Source organism: Amycolatopsis vastitatis (assembly GCF_002234595.1).
Lineage (GTDB): Bacteria > Actinomycetota > Actinomycetes > Mycobacteriales > Pseudonocardiaceae > Amycolatopsis > Amycolatopsis vastitatis.
Window position 1 is genome coordinate 443988 of the sequence record NZ_NMUL01000012.1, and the last position, 15560, is coordinate 459547.

At 70.8% G+C, this 15560-nt stretch carries 20 protein-coding genes; 12 read left to right on the plus strand and 8 right to left on the minus strand.

All coding sequences use genetic code 11. From position 1 onward, the window contains the following. Nucleotides 1–54 precede the first annotated feature (54 nt). Nucleotides 55–1467: a bis-aminopropyl spermidine synthase family protein gene (locus CF165_RS16340; protein WP_093948349.1), complete on the plus strand. Its 1413-nt coding sequence runs from the start codon at nucleotides 55–57 to the stop codon at nucleotides 1465–1467. 63 nt (nucleotides 1468–1530) lie between these two features. Here the strand turns inward: CF165_RS16340 and CF165_RS16345 are convergent, their stop codons facing one another. Then, nucleotides 1531–2712: an NAD(P)-dependent malic enzyme gene (locus tag CF165_RS16345; RefSeq protein ID WP_093948350.1), complete on the minus strand. Its 1182-nt coding sequence runs from the start codon at nucleotides 2710–2712 to the stop codon at nucleotides 1531–1533. Between the two features lie 372 nt (nucleotides 2713–3084). On the opposite strand from CF165_RS16345, the gene rfbC reads away from it, so the two are divergent. The 4 genes from rfbC (at nucleotide 3085) to CF165_RS16365 (ending at nucleotide 5394) form a co-directional block, all read left to right on the plus strand. After that, on the plus strand, nucleotides 3085–3690 hold the full coding sequence (gene rfbC / locus CF165_RS16350) for a dTDP-4-dehydrorhamnose 3,5-epimerase (RefSeq protein WP_093948351.1): 606 nt from the start codon (nucleotides 3085–3087) through the stop codon (nucleotides 3688–3690). A 64-nt stretch (nucleotides 3691–3754) separates the two neighbouring features. Next, nucleotides 3755–4228, plus strand: coding sequence for an SRPBCC family protein (locus CF165_RS16355; RefSeq protein WP_240521631.1), 474 nt, complete (start codon nucleotides 3755–3757; stop codon nucleotides 4226–4228). Beyond that, the gene (locus CF165_RS16360; protein WP_093948352.1) at nucleotides 4225–4659 is read left to right on the plus strand and encodes a MarR family winged helix-turn-helix transcriptional regulator; all 435 of its coding nucleotides are present in this window, start codon (nucleotides 4225–4227) and stop codon (nucleotides 4657–4659) included. Before CF165_RS16355 ends, CF165_RS16360 begins: the two co-directional genes overlap by 4 nt. Before the next feature lie 66 nt (nucleotides 4660–4725). Further along, nucleotides 4726–5394, plus strand: a complete 669-nt coding sequence (locus CF165_RS16365) for a hypothetical protein (RefSeq protein WP_093948353.1) — start codon at nucleotides 4726–4728, stop codon at nucleotides 5392–5394. Here the strand turns inward: CF165_RS16365 and CF165_RS16370 are convergent. Next, on the minus strand, nucleotides 5391–5864 hold the full coding sequence (locus CF165_RS16370) for a hotdog fold domain-containing protein (RefSeq protein WP_093948354.1): 474 nt from the start codon (nucleotides 5862–5864) through the stop codon (nucleotides 5391–5393). The genes CF165_RS16365 and CF165_RS16370 overlap by 4 nt on opposite strands. A gap of 83 nt (nucleotides 5865–5947) precedes the next feature. Here CF165_RS16370 and CF165_RS16375 point away from each other — a divergent pair, with 83 nt between their 5' ends. After that, on the plus strand, nucleotides 5948–6538 hold the full coding sequence (locus CF165_RS16375; protein ID WP_093948355.1) for an acid phosphatase: 591 nt from the start codon (nucleotides 5948–5950) through the stop codon (nucleotides 6536–6538). A 1-nt stretch (nucleotide 6539) separates the two neighbouring features. Then, entirely contained in the window at nucleotides 6540–7022 is a 483-nt protein-coding gene (locus CF165_RS16380) for a GNAT family N-acetyltransferase (protein ID WP_093948356.1), read from the plus strand. A 72-nt stretch (nucleotides 7023–7094) separates the two neighbouring features. On the opposite strand, the gene CF165_RS16385 is transcribed toward CF165_RS16380, so the two are convergent. After that, nucleotides 7095–7565, minus strand: a complete 471-nt coding sequence (locus CF165_RS16385; RefSeq protein WP_093948357.1) for a hypothetical protein — start codon at nucleotides 7563–7565, stop codon at nucleotides 7095–7097. Between the two features lie 333 nt (nucleotides 7566–7898). Here CF165_RS16385 and CF165_RS16390 point away from each other — a divergent pair, with 333 nt between their 5' ends. Next, on the plus strand, nucleotides 7899–8825 hold the full coding sequence (locus CF165_RS16390) for a diacylglycerol/lipid kinase family protein (protein WP_093948358.1): 927 nt from the start codon (nucleotides 7899–7901) through the stop codon (nucleotides 8823–8825). 274 nt (nucleotides 8826–9099) lie between these two features. Next, nucleotides 9100–9354, plus strand: a complete 255-nt coding sequence (locus CF165_RS16395) for a WhiB family transcriptional regulator (RefSeq protein WP_043777259.1) — start codon at nucleotides 9100–9102, stop codon at nucleotides 9352–9354. 355 nt (nucleotides 9355–9709) lie between these two features. Here the strand turns inward: CF165_RS16395 and CF165_RS16400 are convergent, their stop codons facing one another. Continuing rightward, entirely contained in the window at nucleotides 9710–11230 is a 1521-nt protein-coding gene (locus CF165_RS16400; RefSeq protein ID WP_093948359.1) for a sensor histidine kinase, read from the minus strand. A 70-nt stretch (nucleotides 11231–11300) separates the two neighbouring features. Here CF165_RS16400 and CF165_RS54085 point away from each other — a divergent pair, with 70 nt between their 5' ends. Next, the gene (locus CF165_RS54085) at nucleotides 11301–11375 is read left to right on the plus strand and encodes a 50S ribosomal protein bL37 (RefSeq protein ID WP_098515123.1); all 75 of its coding nucleotides are present in this window, start codon (nucleotides 11301–11303) and stop codon (nucleotides 11373–11375) included. A 63-nt stretch (nucleotides 11376–11438) separates the two neighbouring features. Here CF165_RS54085 and rsrA read toward each other — a convergent pair whose 3' ends face one another. Further along, nucleotides 11439–11759 (minus strand): mycothiol system anti-sigma-R factor, encoded by a 321-nt coding sequence (rsrA, locus tag CF165_RS16405; protein WP_093948360.1) that lies wholly within the window; start codon nucleotides 11757–11759, stop codon nucleotides 11439–11441. Continuing rightward, complete coding sequence (locus tag CF165_RS16410; protein WP_093948361.1) at nucleotides 11756–12379, minus strand: sigma-70 family RNA polymerase sigma factor; 624 nt, start codon at nucleotides 12377–12379, stop codon at nucleotides 11756–11758. Before CF165_RS16410 ends, rsrA begins: the two co-directional genes overlap by 4 nt. A 192-nt stretch (nucleotides 12380–12571) precedes the next feature. On the opposite strand from CF165_RS16410, the gene ybaK reads away from it, so the two are divergent. Next, a complete protein-coding gene (ybaK, locus tag CF165_RS16415) occupies nucleotides 12572–13048 on the plus strand; it encodes a Cys-tRNA(Pro) deacylase (protein ID WP_093948362.1) in 477 nt (158 codons plus the stop codon). Nucleotides 13049–13055: 7 nt separating this feature from the next. Here ybaK and CF165_RS16420 read toward each other — a convergent pair whose 3' ends face one another. Together CF165_RS16420 and CF165_RS16425 are read right to left on the minus strand one after the other, a co-directional pair. Next, nucleotides 13056–13664, minus strand: a complete 609-nt coding sequence (locus tag CF165_RS16420) for an alpha/beta hydrolase family protein (RefSeq protein WP_093948363.1) — start codon at nucleotides 13662–13664, stop codon at nucleotides 13056–13058. Beyond that, the gene (locus tag CF165_RS16425; protein WP_093948364.1) at nucleotides 13661–14419 is read right to left on the minus strand and encodes an SOS response-associated peptidase; all 759 of its coding nucleotides are present in this window, start codon (nucleotides 14417–14419) and stop codon (nucleotides 13661–13663) included. The genes CF165_RS16420 and CF165_RS16425 overlap by 4 nt, the downstream gene beginning before the upstream one ends. A gap of 114 nt (nucleotides 14420–14533) precedes the next feature. On the opposite strand from CF165_RS16425, the gene rsgA reads away from it, so the two are divergent. After that, nucleotides 14534–15556, plus strand: coding sequence for a ribosome small subunit-dependent GTPase A (rsgA, locus tag CF165_RS16430; protein ID WP_093948365.1), 1023 nt, complete (start codon nucleotides 14534–14536; stop codon nucleotides 15554–15556). Nucleotides 15557–15560: the final 4 nt, after the last annotated feature.

The following is a 15560-nucleotide window of genomic DNA, read 5'->3' on the forward strand; positions in this document are numbered from 1 at the left end:
AGTCGGCGGTGGTTGGCACGCTGTTCCGGCAGGTGGCTACTACGCTCAGAGCCCGTGAAGGCACTCGACGACGTCCTCGCCGCGCACGGCGTCGGCGTCCGCCCGCTGTACCGCGTCATCGACCTGCTGCGCACCGGCGACCACGACCTCGGCGAGCTGGTGCGGCTGAGCACGGCCCCGCGGCGCAGCGTGGAGGCGGTCCTCGCCGCGCTCGGCGACGACCTGGACCGCAGCGGCGACCGGCTGCGGATCGCCCCCGGCGTCGCGGCGTCGTACCTGCAGTACAACGCGCCCCGCTACGCCGACCCGCTCGACGAAGCCGTGGCGGCGCACGAGCTGCTGCCGAAGGTCGCCGAATGGGTGGCGGAGGTGCCGTCGCCGCTGGCCGCGCTCGACCACGTGCAGGCCACGCCGGAGACCGTGCTGCGCCGCGCCCTCTGGCTGGACGCGCAGTACGACCTCGCCTCGACGCGGCTGCTGTTCCTCGGCGACCACGACCTGACGTCGCTGGCGGTACGGGCGATCTGCCCGTCGGCATCGCTCACGGTCGCCGACCTGGACGAGCGCGTCCTCGCCTACCTCGACGACCGCGGCGGGCGCGAAATCCGGACGGTGCACGCGGACCTGCGCGTCGGCCTGCCGCCGTCGTTCGGAGGTGCCTTCGACCTCGTGTTCAGCGATCCGCCGTACACGCCCGAAGGCATGGGGCTGTTCGCGGCGCGCGGAGTGCAGGCGTTGCGGGAGCCGAGCGAGGGACGGCTGCTGCTGGCGTACGGCTACAGCCCGCGGCACCCGGCGCTGGGCGCGCAGGTGCAGCGCTCGCTGGCGACGCTCGGGCTGACGTTCGAGGCGATCCTGCCGGGCTTCAACCGGTACTTCGGGGCGCAGGCGATCGGCAGCGCGGCGGACCTGTACGTCTGCCAGCCGACCGCGAAGGCCAAGAAGATGCGCAGCGGCAAGGCGATCTACACGCACGGGCCGCAGTCGGTGGAGGCCGCCGGGACGAAACCGGCCCTGCTGAAGAAGCTGCAGGAGATCGCGGTCGCGGGCGGGCTCTCGCTCGAGTCGCGGCCGGTGGACTGGTCGATCTCCGGACCCGAGGGCGACGCGGTCGCGATGGACCTCTCGGCCGACCCGGGCCCCTGGCTGCTGCGGACGCTGCTGGGCACGAACGCCCGGCGGCTCGCGCTGCTGGTGCCGAACGCGCACCCGGACCTGGCGGACGAGCGTTCCCAGACGTCCCTGGCGGCGCTGATCCGCGGCAAGTACACCCTGCGGTACCTGCGGAGCACGCCGGACAACCGGCACGCGGTGGTGGTCGCGGACGCGGTCGAGCACCAGGACGAGGTCCTGACCCGCGCCCACGCCCGCCTGGCGAACGTCTCCCTGACCGTCCCCGAGGACCTCACGGACCTGCGCCTGGTCGACGTCCCCCGCCACCGGCTCACCGAACTGCTCGGTTCCTGAGCCTGTCGCGGCCGGTCGTGAGTGAGAAACAGCGTTCTAACACTGTTTCTCACTCACGACCACTCAGTCCGTGACGCCGTCCGCCTCGGCGGCCTTCGCGACCGCGGCCGCGACCTCCGGGGCCACGCGCGGGTCGAGCGGGCTGGGGACGATCCGGTCCGGGCCCAGGTCGTCCATCGCCACCGAAACGATCGCCTCGGCGGCCGCCAGCTTCATGTTCTCCGTGATCGCCCGGGCGCCGGAGTCGAGCGCGCCGCGGAACACGCCGGGGAACGCCAGCACGTTATTGATCTGGTTCGGGAAGTCGCTGCGCCCGGTGGCCACGATCGAGGCGTACCGCGCGGCCACGTCCGGGTGAACTTCGGGGTCGGGGTTGGACAGGGCGAAGACGATGCCGCCGCCCGCCATCCGGCCCAGCAGGGACTCGTCGATCGTCGCGCCGGACAGGCCGAGGAACACGTCCGCGCCTTCCAGGGCCTCCGCGAGGCCGCCGCGCAAGCCCGCCTTGTTCGTCGTCGCGGCCAGCCGCGCCTTGACCGGGTTCAGGCCGTCGCGGCCCTCGTGGATGATGCCGCGCGAGTCGAGCACCGTGACGTCGCCGATGCCGGCCCCCTGGAGGATCTTCGCGCAGGCCACACCCGCCGCGCCGGCGCCGGAGACGACGACGCGCTGGTCGGCGATCGCCCGGTCGAGCACCAGGTTGGCACCGCGCAGCGCGGCCAGCGTGACGATCGCCGTGCCGTGCTGGTCGTCGTGCATGACCGGGCAGTCCAGCGCCTCCTTGAGCTTGTCCTCCAGCTCGAAGCACCGCGGCGCGGAGACGTCTTCCAGGTTGACGGCCCCGAAGGAGGGCCGCAGCCGCACCAGCGTCTCGACGATCTCGTCGACGTCGGTGGTGTCGAGCACGAGCGGGATCGAGTCGAGCCCGCCGAAGGTCTTGAAGAGGACGGACTTGCCCTCCATGACCGGCAGGGACGCGCTGGCGCCGATGTCGCCGAGGCCGAGCACCGCCGTCCCGTCGCTCACCACGACGACCAGGCGGTCCGCCCACGTGTACCGCTTGGCCTTGGCGGCGTCCTCGGCGATCGCGCGGCTCACCTTCGCCACACCCGGGGTGTAGGCGATCGAAAGGTCACGCGGGCTGGAAATCGGCCGGGTGGCCGCCACCGAGAGCTTGCCGCCCTCGTGCCCGGTGAAGATCTCTTCGTCGGTGACCGGCGCGACAGTGCCGGTGGGGTCGCTCATGGGGTTTCCTGTCGTCGTTTCCGTCATTCCTCCAGTGGGAATGACGGAACTCACGGATCGGACGTGGGTCACTGGAATTCTCCTGGGCATGCGAGCGGGGGACCACGACGGCGGGAGAAGGCGCACCCTGCTGACGTGGGAACTTCCTCCGGCACGGCAGCCCAGCGCGGTAGCGCCGGCCTGTCGGCGAGGCGTCACGTCGGCCATCGGTGCCTTGGGTCTGGCGATGACCGCGGACGCGGCGGTTCGTTCATTGTGACAGGTCCGCCGGCACCCGCGACCCCTCGGTGCGGTTGATGTCACATCCGCGGCTAATTGCGGCAATTCCCAAGACGTCTGTCCGGTTTTCTTGGCACCCGATATGATGCCGCCATGCAATTCCGCCGGCTGAGCGTCCCGGACGCCTACGAGTTCTCCCCCCGGGCGTTCCCCGACGAGCGGGGCCTGTTCGTCGCCCCCTTCCAGGAGGCGGCCTTCCGCGAGGCGGTCGGCCACCCGCTGCGGCTCGGCCAGACCAACCACAGCGTGTCCCGGCGCGGCGTCCTGCGCGGCATCCACTTCGCCGACACGCCGCCCGGCCAGGGGAAGTACATCTACTGTCCGCGCGGTTCGATGCTCGACGTCGTCGTCGATCTCCGCGTCGGCTCGCCGACGTTCGGCGAGTGGGACGCGGTCCGGCTCGACTCGACCGAGTACCGCGCCGTCTACATCGCCGAAGGCCTCGGCCACGGCTTCATCGCGCTCGAAGACGACACCGTGATGAGCTACCTCTGCTCCGAGCCGTACACGCCTTCGGGTGAACACGGGATCAGCCCGCTCGACCCGGCGTTGAACCTGCCCTGGCCCGCCGGCATCGAGCCGGTCCTCTCGGACAAGGACCGCGTCGCCCCCACGCTCGCCGAAGCCCGCGACAGCGGCTTGCTCCCGCTCTACAGCGACTGCGTCGCCTACTACGACAAGCTGCGCTCGGCGAACTGACCACCACCGATTCGGCCCGCAAGGCCTCTTGCGCAACTAGTAAGCGCGCATATAGTCTGTCCGCATGGCAATTTACGAGTACGAGCACAGCGAGCTGTCCACCGCCCCCGCCGCCGCGATCTGGCCGCTCTGGGCCGACACCGGGCGCTGGCCGGAGTGGGACGCGGGCGTCCGGTCGGTGGTCCTCGACGGCCCCTTCGCCGTCGGCACCAGCGGCACGATGACGATGGACGGCATGCCGCCGATCCCGTTCACGCTCACCGAGGTCACCGACGGCCGGAGCTTCACCGACGAGACCCGGCTGCCGGACGCGCACCTGCGGTTCGAGCACGTCCTGACCGACGTCGACGGCGGCACGCGGATCACCTACCGCGTCACCATCGACGGCCCCGAGGGGTTCGGCCCGCAGGTCACGTCGGACACTCCCGACGCCATGCGCGCACTCGCGCGGCTGGCTGAGGCTGCGACATCCGGGGCTTCGCCCCAGGCCGGGGGCTCCGCCACCCGGAACCCCCGAAAGACAGGGTCACGGGTATGACCGCCCCGGAATCCCGCCTGCCGGGCCCCGAACGCAGCCCCGGCTTCCTGCTGTGGCGCGTGACACTGGCCTGGCAGCGGGCGATGCGGGCCGCACTGGCCCCGCACGACCTGACGCACGTCCAGTTCGTGCTGCTGACGACGACGTGGTGGCTCACCCGTTCGGGCGAGCCACCGACCCAGCGGCAGCTCGCCGACCAGGCGGGCACGGACACGATGATGACCAGCCAGGTCGTCCGCAAGCTCGCCGACCGCGGCTTGCTGGCTCGCGCCGACGACCCGGCCGACGCCCGCGCGAAGCGGCTGGAAGCGACCCCCGCCGGCCTCGAGCTGGTCGCGAAGGCACTCAAGGACGTCGAAGCCGCCGACGCCGAGTTCTTCTCGGCCACCGACGACGGCTTCGTCGACTCGCTGGCGAAGCTCGGCCAGTGAACCCCGGGCCTCCCCTGGGGGCGATCCCGGATGTCCCGGCGTCGCGGTGCGAGCAGGCTCACCGCCATGAAACTTCTCGCCCTGGGGGCGGCCGCGGTCGCCACGGCCGCGCTGGCGCTGACACCCGGCTCGGCTTCCGCCGACGAACTGCCGTCGTTCGACTTCACCGACTGCCCGGCACCGCCGCCGAACGCGGACCCGGGCACGTGGCGCTGCGAAGCCTTTGTGTCCCAAGGAAAACTGACGATCGGCGACCAGGAGATCCCGCTCGGGGAGATGCGGCTGACGTTCAGCGAAGGCCGGGTGGACGGCCAGTACGCGCAGGCGTTCGGCGCGCTGCGGCACGCTCCGGTCCGCGTGCCCGGCCTGGCCGGAACGACGCTCCAGCTGCGCTACGGCGGCTATTCGGACTTCCAGGGCAACGACGTGCGGCGCGGTGAGCTCGACATCTACGCGGTGCTGCGGCATCCGTTGCTGCGCAAGGAATGCAGCATCGGCACGGCGGCGGCGGCGCTGCACACCGTCGTCCACGACGACCCGGCGCTGCCGCCGACGGTCCTCTCCAAGAACCCGCCGACCTTCCACTTCGGCGTCGTGGACCCGGACCTGGCGCTGCCGGCCACCAGCGGCTGCGGCCCGCTCGGCAAGGTCGTCGACCGGCGGCTGGGCCTGCCGTCGCCGTCCGGCGAAAACACGTTCCACCAGACGACGTACGTGCAGTACAAGCAGCTCTAACGCTTCTTCGGCGTCACCCAGACGGTGATCGTCCCGGTGACCACGGGCCTGTCGTGCTTGTCCGAAATGGTCACCGGGACTTCGAGGTCGAAGCCCTCGTCGCCGAACTCCGGCAGCTCGGGCAGCGCGGCGACCGCGCGCAGGCCCGTCTCCGCCTTCGCGACGTACTGGACGTTCATGCCCTTCGGCAGCCAGCGGTGCGTCGTGGGGACGGTGGCCTCGGCGAGCATGCCCATCGCGATTTCGGCGAGGTTGCAGGCGGCGATCGCGTGGAACGTCCGGATGTGGTTGTAAACACCCCACCACTTCGGCGCGGTCACCTCGCAGTGGCCGGGACGCAGCTCGCGCACCGAGGGCAGCACCGTGCGGAAGTAGGGCACGCGCAGGCAGATCGCGGCGCTGAACAGCTGTTTTCCACCCGGCTTCGCGGCCAGCTTGTGCCACAGGGCGAACGTCGGCGTCTCGGGCATGGGTCTCTCCTCGAACTAAGCTACCGTTCAGTAGCTAAGCAGAGGCCCTGCCGGGTGGCAAACCGCCGGATATATTCGCCGGTGTGGCGAACCGTCTCTTCCTCCTCCGGCACGGCCAGACCGAATGGTCGGTGAACGGGCGGCACACCGGCCGCACGGACATCCCGCTGACCCCCGCCGGGGAAGGCCAGGCGCTGGCCGCGGGCGGCACGCTCCGGAGCCTGGTCGGCGGGCCGTCGCTGGTGGTGTCGAGCCCCCGCGCGCGGGCGCTGCGGACGGCCGCGCTGGCCGGCCTGCGCGTCGACGAAGTCACCGAGGACCTCGCCGAATGGGACTACGGCGACTACGAGGGCATCACCACACCGCAGATCCGGGAAACCGTGCCCGGCTGGACGGTCTGGACCCACCCGATCCCCGGCGGCGAAAGCGCTTCGGACGTTTCCGCCCGCGCGGATCGCGTGCTGGACCGCGCCCGCCGCGACACCGAAACCGGTGACGTGATCCTGGTGGGGCACGGGCACTTCAGCCGCGTGCTGGTGGCGCGCTGGCTCGGCCTGCCCGCGACCGCGGGCGTCCACTTCGGACTGGACGCGGCCGGCATCGCGGTGCTCGGCGACGAGCGCGGCGAACCCCAGATCGAACACCTCAACCTGCCGCCGGCTCTGGAGGACTGACGTGCCCGACGACCGCATCCGCCGGATCCGCCCCGACGACGTCGAGGCCGCCGTGCGTCTCGCGTACGCCCTGGCCGACTACGAGCGAGCGCCCGACGAGTGTCACCTGACGGCCCCGCAGCTGCACGACGCCCTGTTCGGCGAGAACCCCAAGCTGTTCGGGCACGTGGCCGAAGTGGACGGCGAGGTCGTCGGCTTCGCGGTCTGGTTCCTCAACTTTTCGACCTGGCGCGGCGTGCACGGGATCTACCTGGAGGACCTGTTCGTCCTGCCCTCGCAGCGCGGTTCCGGGCTCGGCAAGGCCTTGCTGGCGGCCCTCGCGGCCGAATGCGTCGCGAACGGCTACGCGCGGCTCGAGTGGTCGGTCCTGGACTGGAACCCGGCCACGGAGTTCTACAAGGCCCTCGGCGCGGTCCCGATGGACGAGTGGACCGTCAACCGCCTCACCGACGAACCCCTCCGGGCCCTCGCCGCCCAAGCCTGAACGTCATGAAAGAGTCGTTCAGGACCTCCGACGTCATGAAAGAGTCGTTCATGACGTCCGGGCGAGCCTGAGTCAGTCCTCCTCGTGGCCTTCGCGCTCGGCGCGGCGGCCGGCGAGGCCGCCGCGTTCGGCGGCCTCCGTCTCGGTTTCGCCTTCGCGCAGGTCCAGCGCCCAGGCCCGCGACGGGCGGCGGAACAGCAGCACCAGCGCCGCGATCCCGAACAACGCGACCGGCACGCCCCACGCCGGCAGGCCCGACGGGCCGAGCAGGTACCAGCCGAGCCCGATCACGATCAGCGCGATCACCACACCGGGCGAGCGCGCCCAGGTCTGGCCCAGGACCAGCCCGGCCGACGCGGCCAGGAACGCCAGCGCCACCACGATGAACGTGCCCGACTCGGCGAAGACGTTGTTGCCCGGCTGAGCCGGCGAACGCAGGCCGTTCACCAGCACGATCACCCCGAACACCAGCAGCGCGAGCGACGGCACCGCGGTGACGGCGCCGGCCAGCCGGACCTCACGGGGAGCGGGCGAGAGCTTCACTGCGGCGGCCTTCCGGAGAGCGGGTCGAGGTGCTTTGCCAGTGCACAGCGGCCCCGACGGTGTATCCGACCTGGGCGAGTCACCGTGCGTGAGCCAAATCGATCGTATGCCACCCGGTCGGCCGTTTTCCCGGGACCGCCCGGGCGACGAAAATTTCAGTGTCGTCGATGAGCGGGCGGTCGGCCCGGGTGCACTTGTCACGACGAGCGGACACTCGCGCGTGAAGGAGGCCGCCCGGCACAGGGTCTCGAAGGTGCTGTTCCCAGGGTTGCGCCCGTCACCATGCGACGCCGGGAGGTTCTCGGGTCGCCGGAAGTCACTTACTCTGCGGTAATGCGCGCAATCCTCGTCGTGAACCCCCAGGCCACGTCGACCACCGCCGGTGGCAGGGACGTGCTGGCGCACGCGCTCGCCAGCCAGGTCAAGCTCGACGTGGTCGAGACGGACTACCGCGGCCACGCGATGGCCGTCGCGCGCTCGGCCGCGCGGGACGGGATCGACCTGGTCGTGGCGCACGGCGGCGACGGCACGGTCAACGAGGTCGTCAACGGCCTGCTGGCCGACGCCGACGGCGATCCCTCCGAGATCGGGCAGGTCCCCGCGCTGGGCGTTGTGCCCGGAGGCTCGGCCAACGTGTTCGCGCGCGCCCTCGGCATCTCCGCGGACTCCTTCGAGGCCACCCACCAGCTGCTCAACGCGCTGGAGAACGACCGCTCGCGCCGGGTGGGGCTCGGCCTGGCCGACGGGCACTGGTTCACCTTCAACTCCGGCCTCGGCTGGGACGCCGACGTCGTCGGCCGGGTCGCCAAGCGCCGCGGCAAGCAGACCACCGCCGGCCTTTACATGAGGGCCGCCGTCCGCTCCTACTTCCGGCCGCCGCTGGGCAGGCCGGCCCTGACGATCCGCATCCCGGGCGAGGACCCGATCGAGGCGTTGACCGCTTTCGTGTCGAACACCGATCCGTGGAGCTACCTGGGCGAGCGTGCCATCCACCTCAACCCGGGTTGCTCGTTCGAGACGGGATTGGGTTTGTTCGCGCTGAGCGGTCTGCGGTTGCCGACCGTGTTCAAGCATGTACGCCAAGCTTTGGCTACGAAGAGCAACCAGCGCGGGCGGCGTCTCGTTCGTCACGACGACCTGCCGGTGATCCGCATTGACGCAGCTGAACCGGTAAACTTCCAGGTGGACGGCGACCTCGTCGGCCAGCGGACCAGGGTGGAATTCTTCAGCGTCCCGGATGCACTCACGGTGATCGTGTGACGGCGAGACCGCTGATCGCCTGCGGCAAAGTAGCAGGTGCCGTTCGTCGACGGAGAAGCTCCGCTCAGCGCATCAACCTTCCCTTCGGCCGGTTGTTTCGGAGAGAAACCGCAGGTCAGAGGGGTCGCTCGGCCGGGTGACCTGACTCACCGATCTTCCGGAAACCCTTGTCGAAAGCGGTGCTTCGTGAAAGCATTCACAAGCACCCAAGAACACGACCGCCATTGACGACTGTGGCGCGGCCCTCCCGCGCCATATGAAGGAGCTCACGAACATGGACTGGCGCCACGACGCGGCCTGCCGAGACGAGGACCCCGAGCTGTTCTTCCCGGTGGGAACCAGCGGTCCGGCTCTGTCGCAGGTTGCTCAGGCGAAGGCCGTGTGCCACCGCTGCCCCTCCGCTTCCGACTGCTTGGCCTGGGCTCTGGCCAGCGGCCAGGACGCGGGCGTGTGGGGCGGTATGAGCGAGGACGAGCGACGCGCTCTCAAGCGCCGCCGTACGCACATCGGCACGCGTACCAACGCCTGAGTTTCTCGAGAACCACCCGAGCCGAGCAGGAATTTCACCCGGCGGGCATTTGTCGTGCCCACGCCGTCTGGGGTGATACCTACCCGGCTCAAGCTTAACAACCGAGGCGAAACCACCTGGCGACGGGTGCGGCGAAACCTCACCGGGACTTCAAGTCCCCCGCGAAGCGTTGAACGGCCCGGCACCACGCACCTGGTGCCGGGCCTTCATCGTGTCGTCCCCCCAATCACGTGTGTCGACCTCCCAATCACGCGAGTCGACCCCTCAATCACACCGTTGAAGCGCACCAGCGTGATTGAGCAGCCAACTCGCGTGATCAGGGAGACGACACGCGTGATTGAAGGGGCGACACGAGTCAGAGCCGACGAGACAGCGGGATGCGCAGCGCGGCTTCCGTCCCCGTCACGCGGGTCGACGACGTTTCCGACTGCACCTTCCGGAGCGACAGCGAGCCCCGCAGCTCGGACTCCACGAGCGTCCGCACGATCTGCAGCCCCAGCCCGTCCGAACGCTCCAGCGAGAACCCCGACGGCAGGCCACGCCCGTTGTCGCGGACGACGATGTCCAGCCAGCGGGCCGACCGCTCCACGATCAGCTCGACCTTGCCCGACCGGCCCCCGGGGAACGCGTGCTCGATGGCGTTCTGCACCAGCTCGGCCAGCACCATCACCAGCGGTGTCGCGATCTCCGCGACCACGACCCCGAACGAGCCCTTGCGCGACATCCCGACCTGCGACTCCGCCGTGGCGACCTCGCCGACCATCGGCAGCACGTTGTCGAGCAGCTTGTCGAGGTCGACGCGCTCGTCCACCGAGATCGACAGCGCTTCGTGCACCAGCGCGATCGACGTCACGCGGCGCACCGACTCGGCGAGCGCGAGCCGAGCCTCCTCCGACGACGTCCGGCGGGACTGCAGCCGCAGCAGCGCCGCCACCGTCTGCAAGTTGTTCTTCACCCGGTGGTGGATCTCACGGATCGTCGCGTCCTTTGACAGCAACGCGCGGTCCCGCCGCTTCACCTCGGTGACGTCGCGCACCAGCACCAGCGCGCCCGCCGCCTGCCCCGCCGGCCGCAGCGGCAACGCCCGGAACAGCACGACCGCGCCGCGCCGCGAGTCGGCCTCCGTGCGGCTCGACGGCTTCCCGTCGAGGGCCTCGATGATCCGGTGGGACACCTCGGTCGCGTCGAACGGGTCGCGGATCAGCGACCGCGTGAGCGGCGCCAACCGCGTCCCGACCAGGTCGGACTCGTGCCCCATCCGGTGGTAGGCGGAAAGGCCGTTCGGGCTGGCGAACACGACCGTGCCGCTCGAGTCGAGGCGGATCAGCCCGTCCCCGACCCGGGGCGATGTGTGCGTGTCGGTCGCGTTGGTGCCGTTCGGCGGGAACGTGCCGTCGACGATCATCTGGCACAGGTCGCCGGCACTGCCCAGGTACGCGATCTCCAATGGCGAAGGCACCCGCGGCGCGGCCAGGTTCGTTTCGCGGCTCATCACCGCGATGACGTCGTCGTGGAACCGCACCGGGATCGCCTCCCGCCGCATCGGCAGGTCGCGGTACCAGTGCGGGTCCTCCTCGCGGCAGATCCGCACCTCGCGCATGGCCTTCGCCAGCTGCGGGTGCTCCTCCACCGTGAACCGCGTCCCGACGACGTCCTCGGGGTGCGCGGTGGGCGCCGTCGTCGGCCGCGCGTGCGCGACGCAGACGAAGTCGCCGCCGTCCGGTTGCAGGTCCTCGGTCACCGGAACCCAGAGCAGGAAGTCCGCGAAGGACAGGTCGGCCAGCAGCTGCCACTCGGCGACGACGGTCTGGAGGTGGTCGGCCGCCTCCCCGGGGAGGCCGGTGTTGTCGGCGAGCAGTTCGGCGAGCGTGGACACGCACCCCATCCAACCAGAGCGGGCCGTCATGACACACTTGACCAGGAACCTTTGACGACGAGGAGTGAACATGTCGAAGCGCGCCCGCAAGCGTCGCGACCGGAAGAAGAACGGCGCGAACCACGGCAAGAAGCCCAACGCCTGATTCCGGCGTCGGCATGTCGAAGGCCCCCACACACGGTGCGGGGGCCTTCGTCGTGCCAGGGCGCTATTCGGAGCGCTGCTCGAGGGTGATCTCGGTGCGTTCCACGGTGACGCCGCCGCGGGAAGCGACGGTCTGGCGGATCGACGCGCGCAGCCGGCTCTTGAGCTCGGCCGGGGCGTGGTCACCACCGCACTTGCGGGCCAGCAGCTGCTTGAGGTGCTCGTCGATGCCGTACTCCTCGAGGCACGGCGGGCAGTCCTCGATGTGGGAGCGCAACGCGGCGTCGCGCTCCGGGCTGCACTCGCGGTCGAGCAGCAGGTAGATGTCAGCGAGCGCCTCTTCGCAGCGGACCTTGTCGGACGAGCCCTCGCACATGTCGCTCATCGCCCGGCCACCTCTTCCTTGGCACCCCGGATGAAGCCGCGCTCACGCGCGACGTCGGCGAGCAGGTCGCGCAGCTGGGCGCGGCCGCGGTGCAGACGGGACATCACGGTGCCGATGGGCGTGTCCATGATCTCGGCGATCTCCTTGTACGCGAAGCCCTCGACGTCGGCCAGGTAGACGGCCAGCCGGAACTCCTCGGGAAGCTTCTGCAGGGCGGCCTTGACGTCGGTGTCGGGCAGGTTGTCCATCGCCTCGACCTCGGCCGACCGCAGCCCGCTGGAGGTGTGGTTCTCCGCCTTGGCGATCTGCCAGTCGGTGATCTCGTCGGTCGGCGCCTGCACCGGCTGCCGCTGCCGCTTGCGGTAGCCGTTGATGTAGGTGTTGGTCAGGATGCGGTACATCCACGCCTTGAGGTTCGTACCGGCCTTGAAGGACGCGAAGGCGGCGTACGCCTTCAGATAGGTCTCCTGGACCAGGTCCTCGGCATCGGCGGGGTTGCGGGTCATCCGCATCGCGGCCGAGTACAGCTGGTCGAGCAGCGGCATCGCGTCCCGCTCGAAGCGCTCGGCGCGCTCGGCCTCGGTCGCTTCTTCCGGCGCTGAGTTCTCCGTGCTCGGCAAACCGTTCCCTTCCCGCTCGGCGTCGATGCGCGTGCGCGCATACGGCGGACCCGAGTTTACGCGGGGACCGGGCACGCCGCGGTTCGCCGGTGCCTGGGAACTGCGGCGGCTGCGTGAGCGTGTGGTGGCGAGCGTTGTTGTCACGCCCCGTACAACCGATCAGGGGGATCGCGCATTCCCTAGACTTCCGCCATGGCTGGCAAGGGCACCCCCGCGACCGCGGCTCTGACGAAGCAGAAAGTAGCGCACACGCTGCACGCCTACGACCACGACCCGCGGGCCGAGTCGTACGGGCTGGAGGCCGTGGAGGCGCTGGGCCTGGACCGGGCGCGGGTGTTCAAGACGCTGGTGGCGGAGGTGGACGGCCGCCTCACGGTCGGCGTGGTGCCGGTCACGGGCCAGCTGGACCTGAAGGCCCTGGCGGCCGCGGCGGGCGGCAAGAAGGCGAAGATGGCGGACCCGGCGGCGGCCCAGCGGGCGACGGGGTACGTGCTGGGCGGGATTTCGCCGCTGGGCCACCGGAGCCGGCTGCCGGTGGTGATCGACGCGTCCGCGGAGAAGTTCGAGACGGTGTTCTGCTCGGCCGGGCGCCGGGGTCTGGAAGTGGAGCTGGCGCCGGCGGACCTGATCCGGCTGACCGGCGCCGTGGTGGCGCCGATCGCGGCCTGAGCTGCACTCAGGCGAGCGGCCGCAGTACCCGCGACAGCCACTCCGTCGCCGCCCGGGAAACGCTCTCCAGGTCCGCCGACAGCGTGTGGTCCCCGTCGACCATGACGATCTCGTGGTGCGGGCCCGCCGCGGGCCGCCCGAACGGGTCACGCTCCCCCTGCACCACCAGCACCGGGACCTCGACCGCGTCCAGCTCCGGCTGGCGCGTCTTCTCCGGCTTGCCCGGCGGGTGCTCCGGGAACGCCAGGCACAGCACCGCCACCGCCTGCCCGGCCGAGGCCGTCCGGCAGGCCACCCGCGCGCCCGAAGAACGGCCGCCGAACACGAAGGGCAACGAGTCGAAGCGGGCCGACAGGTCCTCCGCCACCGTCAGCCATGCCGCGTCCAGCTGGTTCGCCGGGGCCGGCGCGCGGCGCCCCGCCACCCGGTACGGCTGCTCGACCAGCGCCACGTGCACACCGGCCGCCTGCGCCGCGCGCGTCACCTCCACCAGGTCCTTCGCCCCGAGGCCGCCGCCCGCGCCGTGGCCGAGCATCAGCACCGCGACGCCCTCCTCGGCGCAGTGCAGGTAGACCCGCGCGGGGCCGTACTCCGTGTCGATCGGGATGGCGGTCATGACTTCGGCGCGTCGAACAGCGCGCCCTCCTGCGCCGGGTCGACCCGCTTCAGCAGCTCGGGCCCGTTGTTGCGGACGTTGTTCACCAGGCTCGAAATCGGCCGCAGCTCGAGCGACGCGACGATGTCGTCCGGCGTGGGCACCAGCAGGTCGGTGACGTCCTCGCGGTCCGGGTCCAGCCAGCCGTCCCAGTGCGAGCGGGGCACGATCAGCGGCATCCGGTGGTGGACGTCGGTGAGCTGCCCGGCGGCGTCGGTCGTGATGATCGAAAACGTGATCAGCGGCGCCGCGTTGTCGTCGTCCTTCGGGCGCCAGCTTTCCCAGATCCCGCCGAACGCGATCGACGAATCGTCGGGAGCCGTCATGTAGAACGGCTCCTTCTCCTTGCCCGTGCGGCGCCACTCGAACCAGCCGTCGGCGGGCACCAGGCAGCGTCGGGACGTCAGCGCGCGGCGGAAAGCCGGCTTCTCGGCGGCGGTCTCCGCCCGCGTGTTGATCATCCTCGAGCCGACCGACGGGTCCTTGGCCCAGAACGGCACCAGGCCCCACTTCATCATCCGCAGCGAGCGCTCGGCGGGCTCGTCCTCGAGGACCTGGCCTTCTTCGTCACGCGGGTGCCGCTGCACGACCGTCACGACGTTCTTCGTCGGCGCGACGTTGTGGTCGGCGCGCGCGTGGCCTTCGGTGAGGTCGATCGCGTCGAACTCCTCGATCAGCTTCGCCGGGTCCTTGGTGGCGGCGTAGCGGCCGCACATGGCCAACCTCCTCTGCCCGAATGGTCCGGGACGCCATCGTTACACGCAGGCCAGGGCCGTGGCGAGCGGCGTGGGATCATTCGGGTGGGCACCGGTGCACGAGAGGACGAGGGTTTGGCGCGCAACGACTGGAGCAAGCTGGACGAGTCCGACGTCCGCGTGCGTCCGGGCAAGGGCACCAGGCCTCGCAGCAAGCGCCGTCCCGAGCACGCCGACGCCGTCACCGCCATGGTCATCGGCAAGGACCGCGGCCGCTGGACCTGCGCGGTCGACGCCGATCCGGCCCAGGTGATCACCGCGATGCGGGCCCGCGAAATGGGCCGGACGCCGGTGGTCGTCGGCGACCGGGTCGGCATCGTCGGGGACGTCTCCGGCAAGCCGGACACGCTCGCGCGGATCGTCCGGGTCGACGAGCGCACCAGCTCCCTCCTGCGCACGGCCGACGACACCGACCCGTACGAGCGGCTGGTCGTCGCCAACGCCGAGCGCCTGCTGATCGTCACCGCGCTGGCCGACCCGCCGCCGCGCACCGGCTTCATCGACCGCTGCCTGGTCGCCTGCTACGCGGGCGGCGTCGAGCCGGTGCTGTGCCTGACGAAGGCCGACCTGTCCAGCCCGGACGAGCTCCTGGCCGGGTACGCGGGTCTCGACATCCCGGTGATCGTCAGCCGGTACGACGAACAGCCCGAAGGCCTCGACGAGTTGCTGAAAGACCGCCTGACCGCGCTGGTCGGCCACTCCGGTGTCGGCAAGTCGACATTGGTCAACCGCCTGGTCCCGGACGCCGACCTGGCCGTCGGCGTGGTGAGCGGGGTCGGCAAGGGGCGCCACACGTCCGTCGCGGCGGTGGCACTGCCGCTGCCGGACGGCGGCTGGGTGATCGACACGCCCGGCGTGCGGTCGTTCGGCCTGGCCCACGTCACCGCGGACGACATCGTCGACGCCTTCGAGGAGTTCGCCGCGGCCGCCGAGGAGTGCCCGTCCGGCTGCGGGCACCTGGGGCCGCCGGAAGACCCGGACTGCGCGCTCGACGACGTCGTCACCGAAGGCAAGGCGAGCCCCGAGCGGCTGGCGTCACTGCGGCGGCTGCTGGCTTCTCGCGGGGGCCACGATGTGACTCGCGTCACAGAGACCTGAGACA

Excerpts from the sequence above, each read along its gene's own strand:
- CF165_RS16420 (WP_093948363.1), bottom strand. The coding sequence starts at position 13,664 with ATGACCGCCATCCCGATCGACACGGAGTACGGCCCCGCGCGGGTCTAC.
- CF165_RS16355 (WP_240521631.1), top strand. The coding sequence starts at position 3,755 with ATGGCAATTTACGAGTACGAGCACAGCGAGCTGTCCACCGCCCCCGCC.
- CF165_RS16390 (WP_093948358.1), top strand. The coding sequence starts at position 7,899 with ATGCGCGCAATCCTCGTCGTGAACCCCCAGGCCACGTCGACCACCGCC.
- CF165_RS16365 (WP_093948353.1), top strand. The coding sequence starts at position 4,726 with ATGAAACTTCTCGCCCTGGGGGCGGCCGCGGTCGCCACGGCCGCGCTG.
- CF165_RS16370 (WP_093948354.1), bottom strand. The coding sequence starts at position 5,864 with ATGCCCGAGACGCCGACGTTCGCCCTGTGGCACAAGCTGGCCGCGAAG.
- rfbC (WP_093948351.1), top strand. The coding sequence starts at position 3,085 with ATGCAATTCCGCCGGCTGAGCGTCCCGGACGCCTACGAGTTCTCCCCC.
- rsrA (WP_093948360.1), bottom strand. The coding sequence starts at position 11,759 with ATGAGCGACATGTGCGAGGGCTCGTCCGACAAGGTCCGCTGCGAAGAG.
- CF165_RS16395 (WP_043777259.1), top strand. The coding sequence starts at position 9,100 with ATGGACTGGCGCCACGACGCGGCCTGCCGAGACGAGGACCCCGAGCTG.
- CF165_RS16360 (WP_093948352.1), top strand. The coding sequence starts at position 4,225 with ATGACCGCCCCGGAATCCCGCCTGCCGGGCCCCGAACGCAGCCCCGGC.
- CF165_RS16345 (WP_093948350.1), bottom strand. The coding sequence starts at position 2,712 with ATGAGCGACCCCACCGGCACTGTCGCGCCGGTCACCGACGAAGAGATC.
- ybaK (WP_093948362.1), top strand. The coding sequence starts at position 12,572 with ATGGCTGGCAAGGGCACCCCCGCGACCGCGGCTCTGACGAAGCAGAAA.
- CF165_RS16425 (WP_093948364.1), bottom strand. The coding sequence starts at position 14,419 with ATGTGCGGCCGCTACGCCGCCACCAAGGACCCGGCGAAGCTGATCGAG.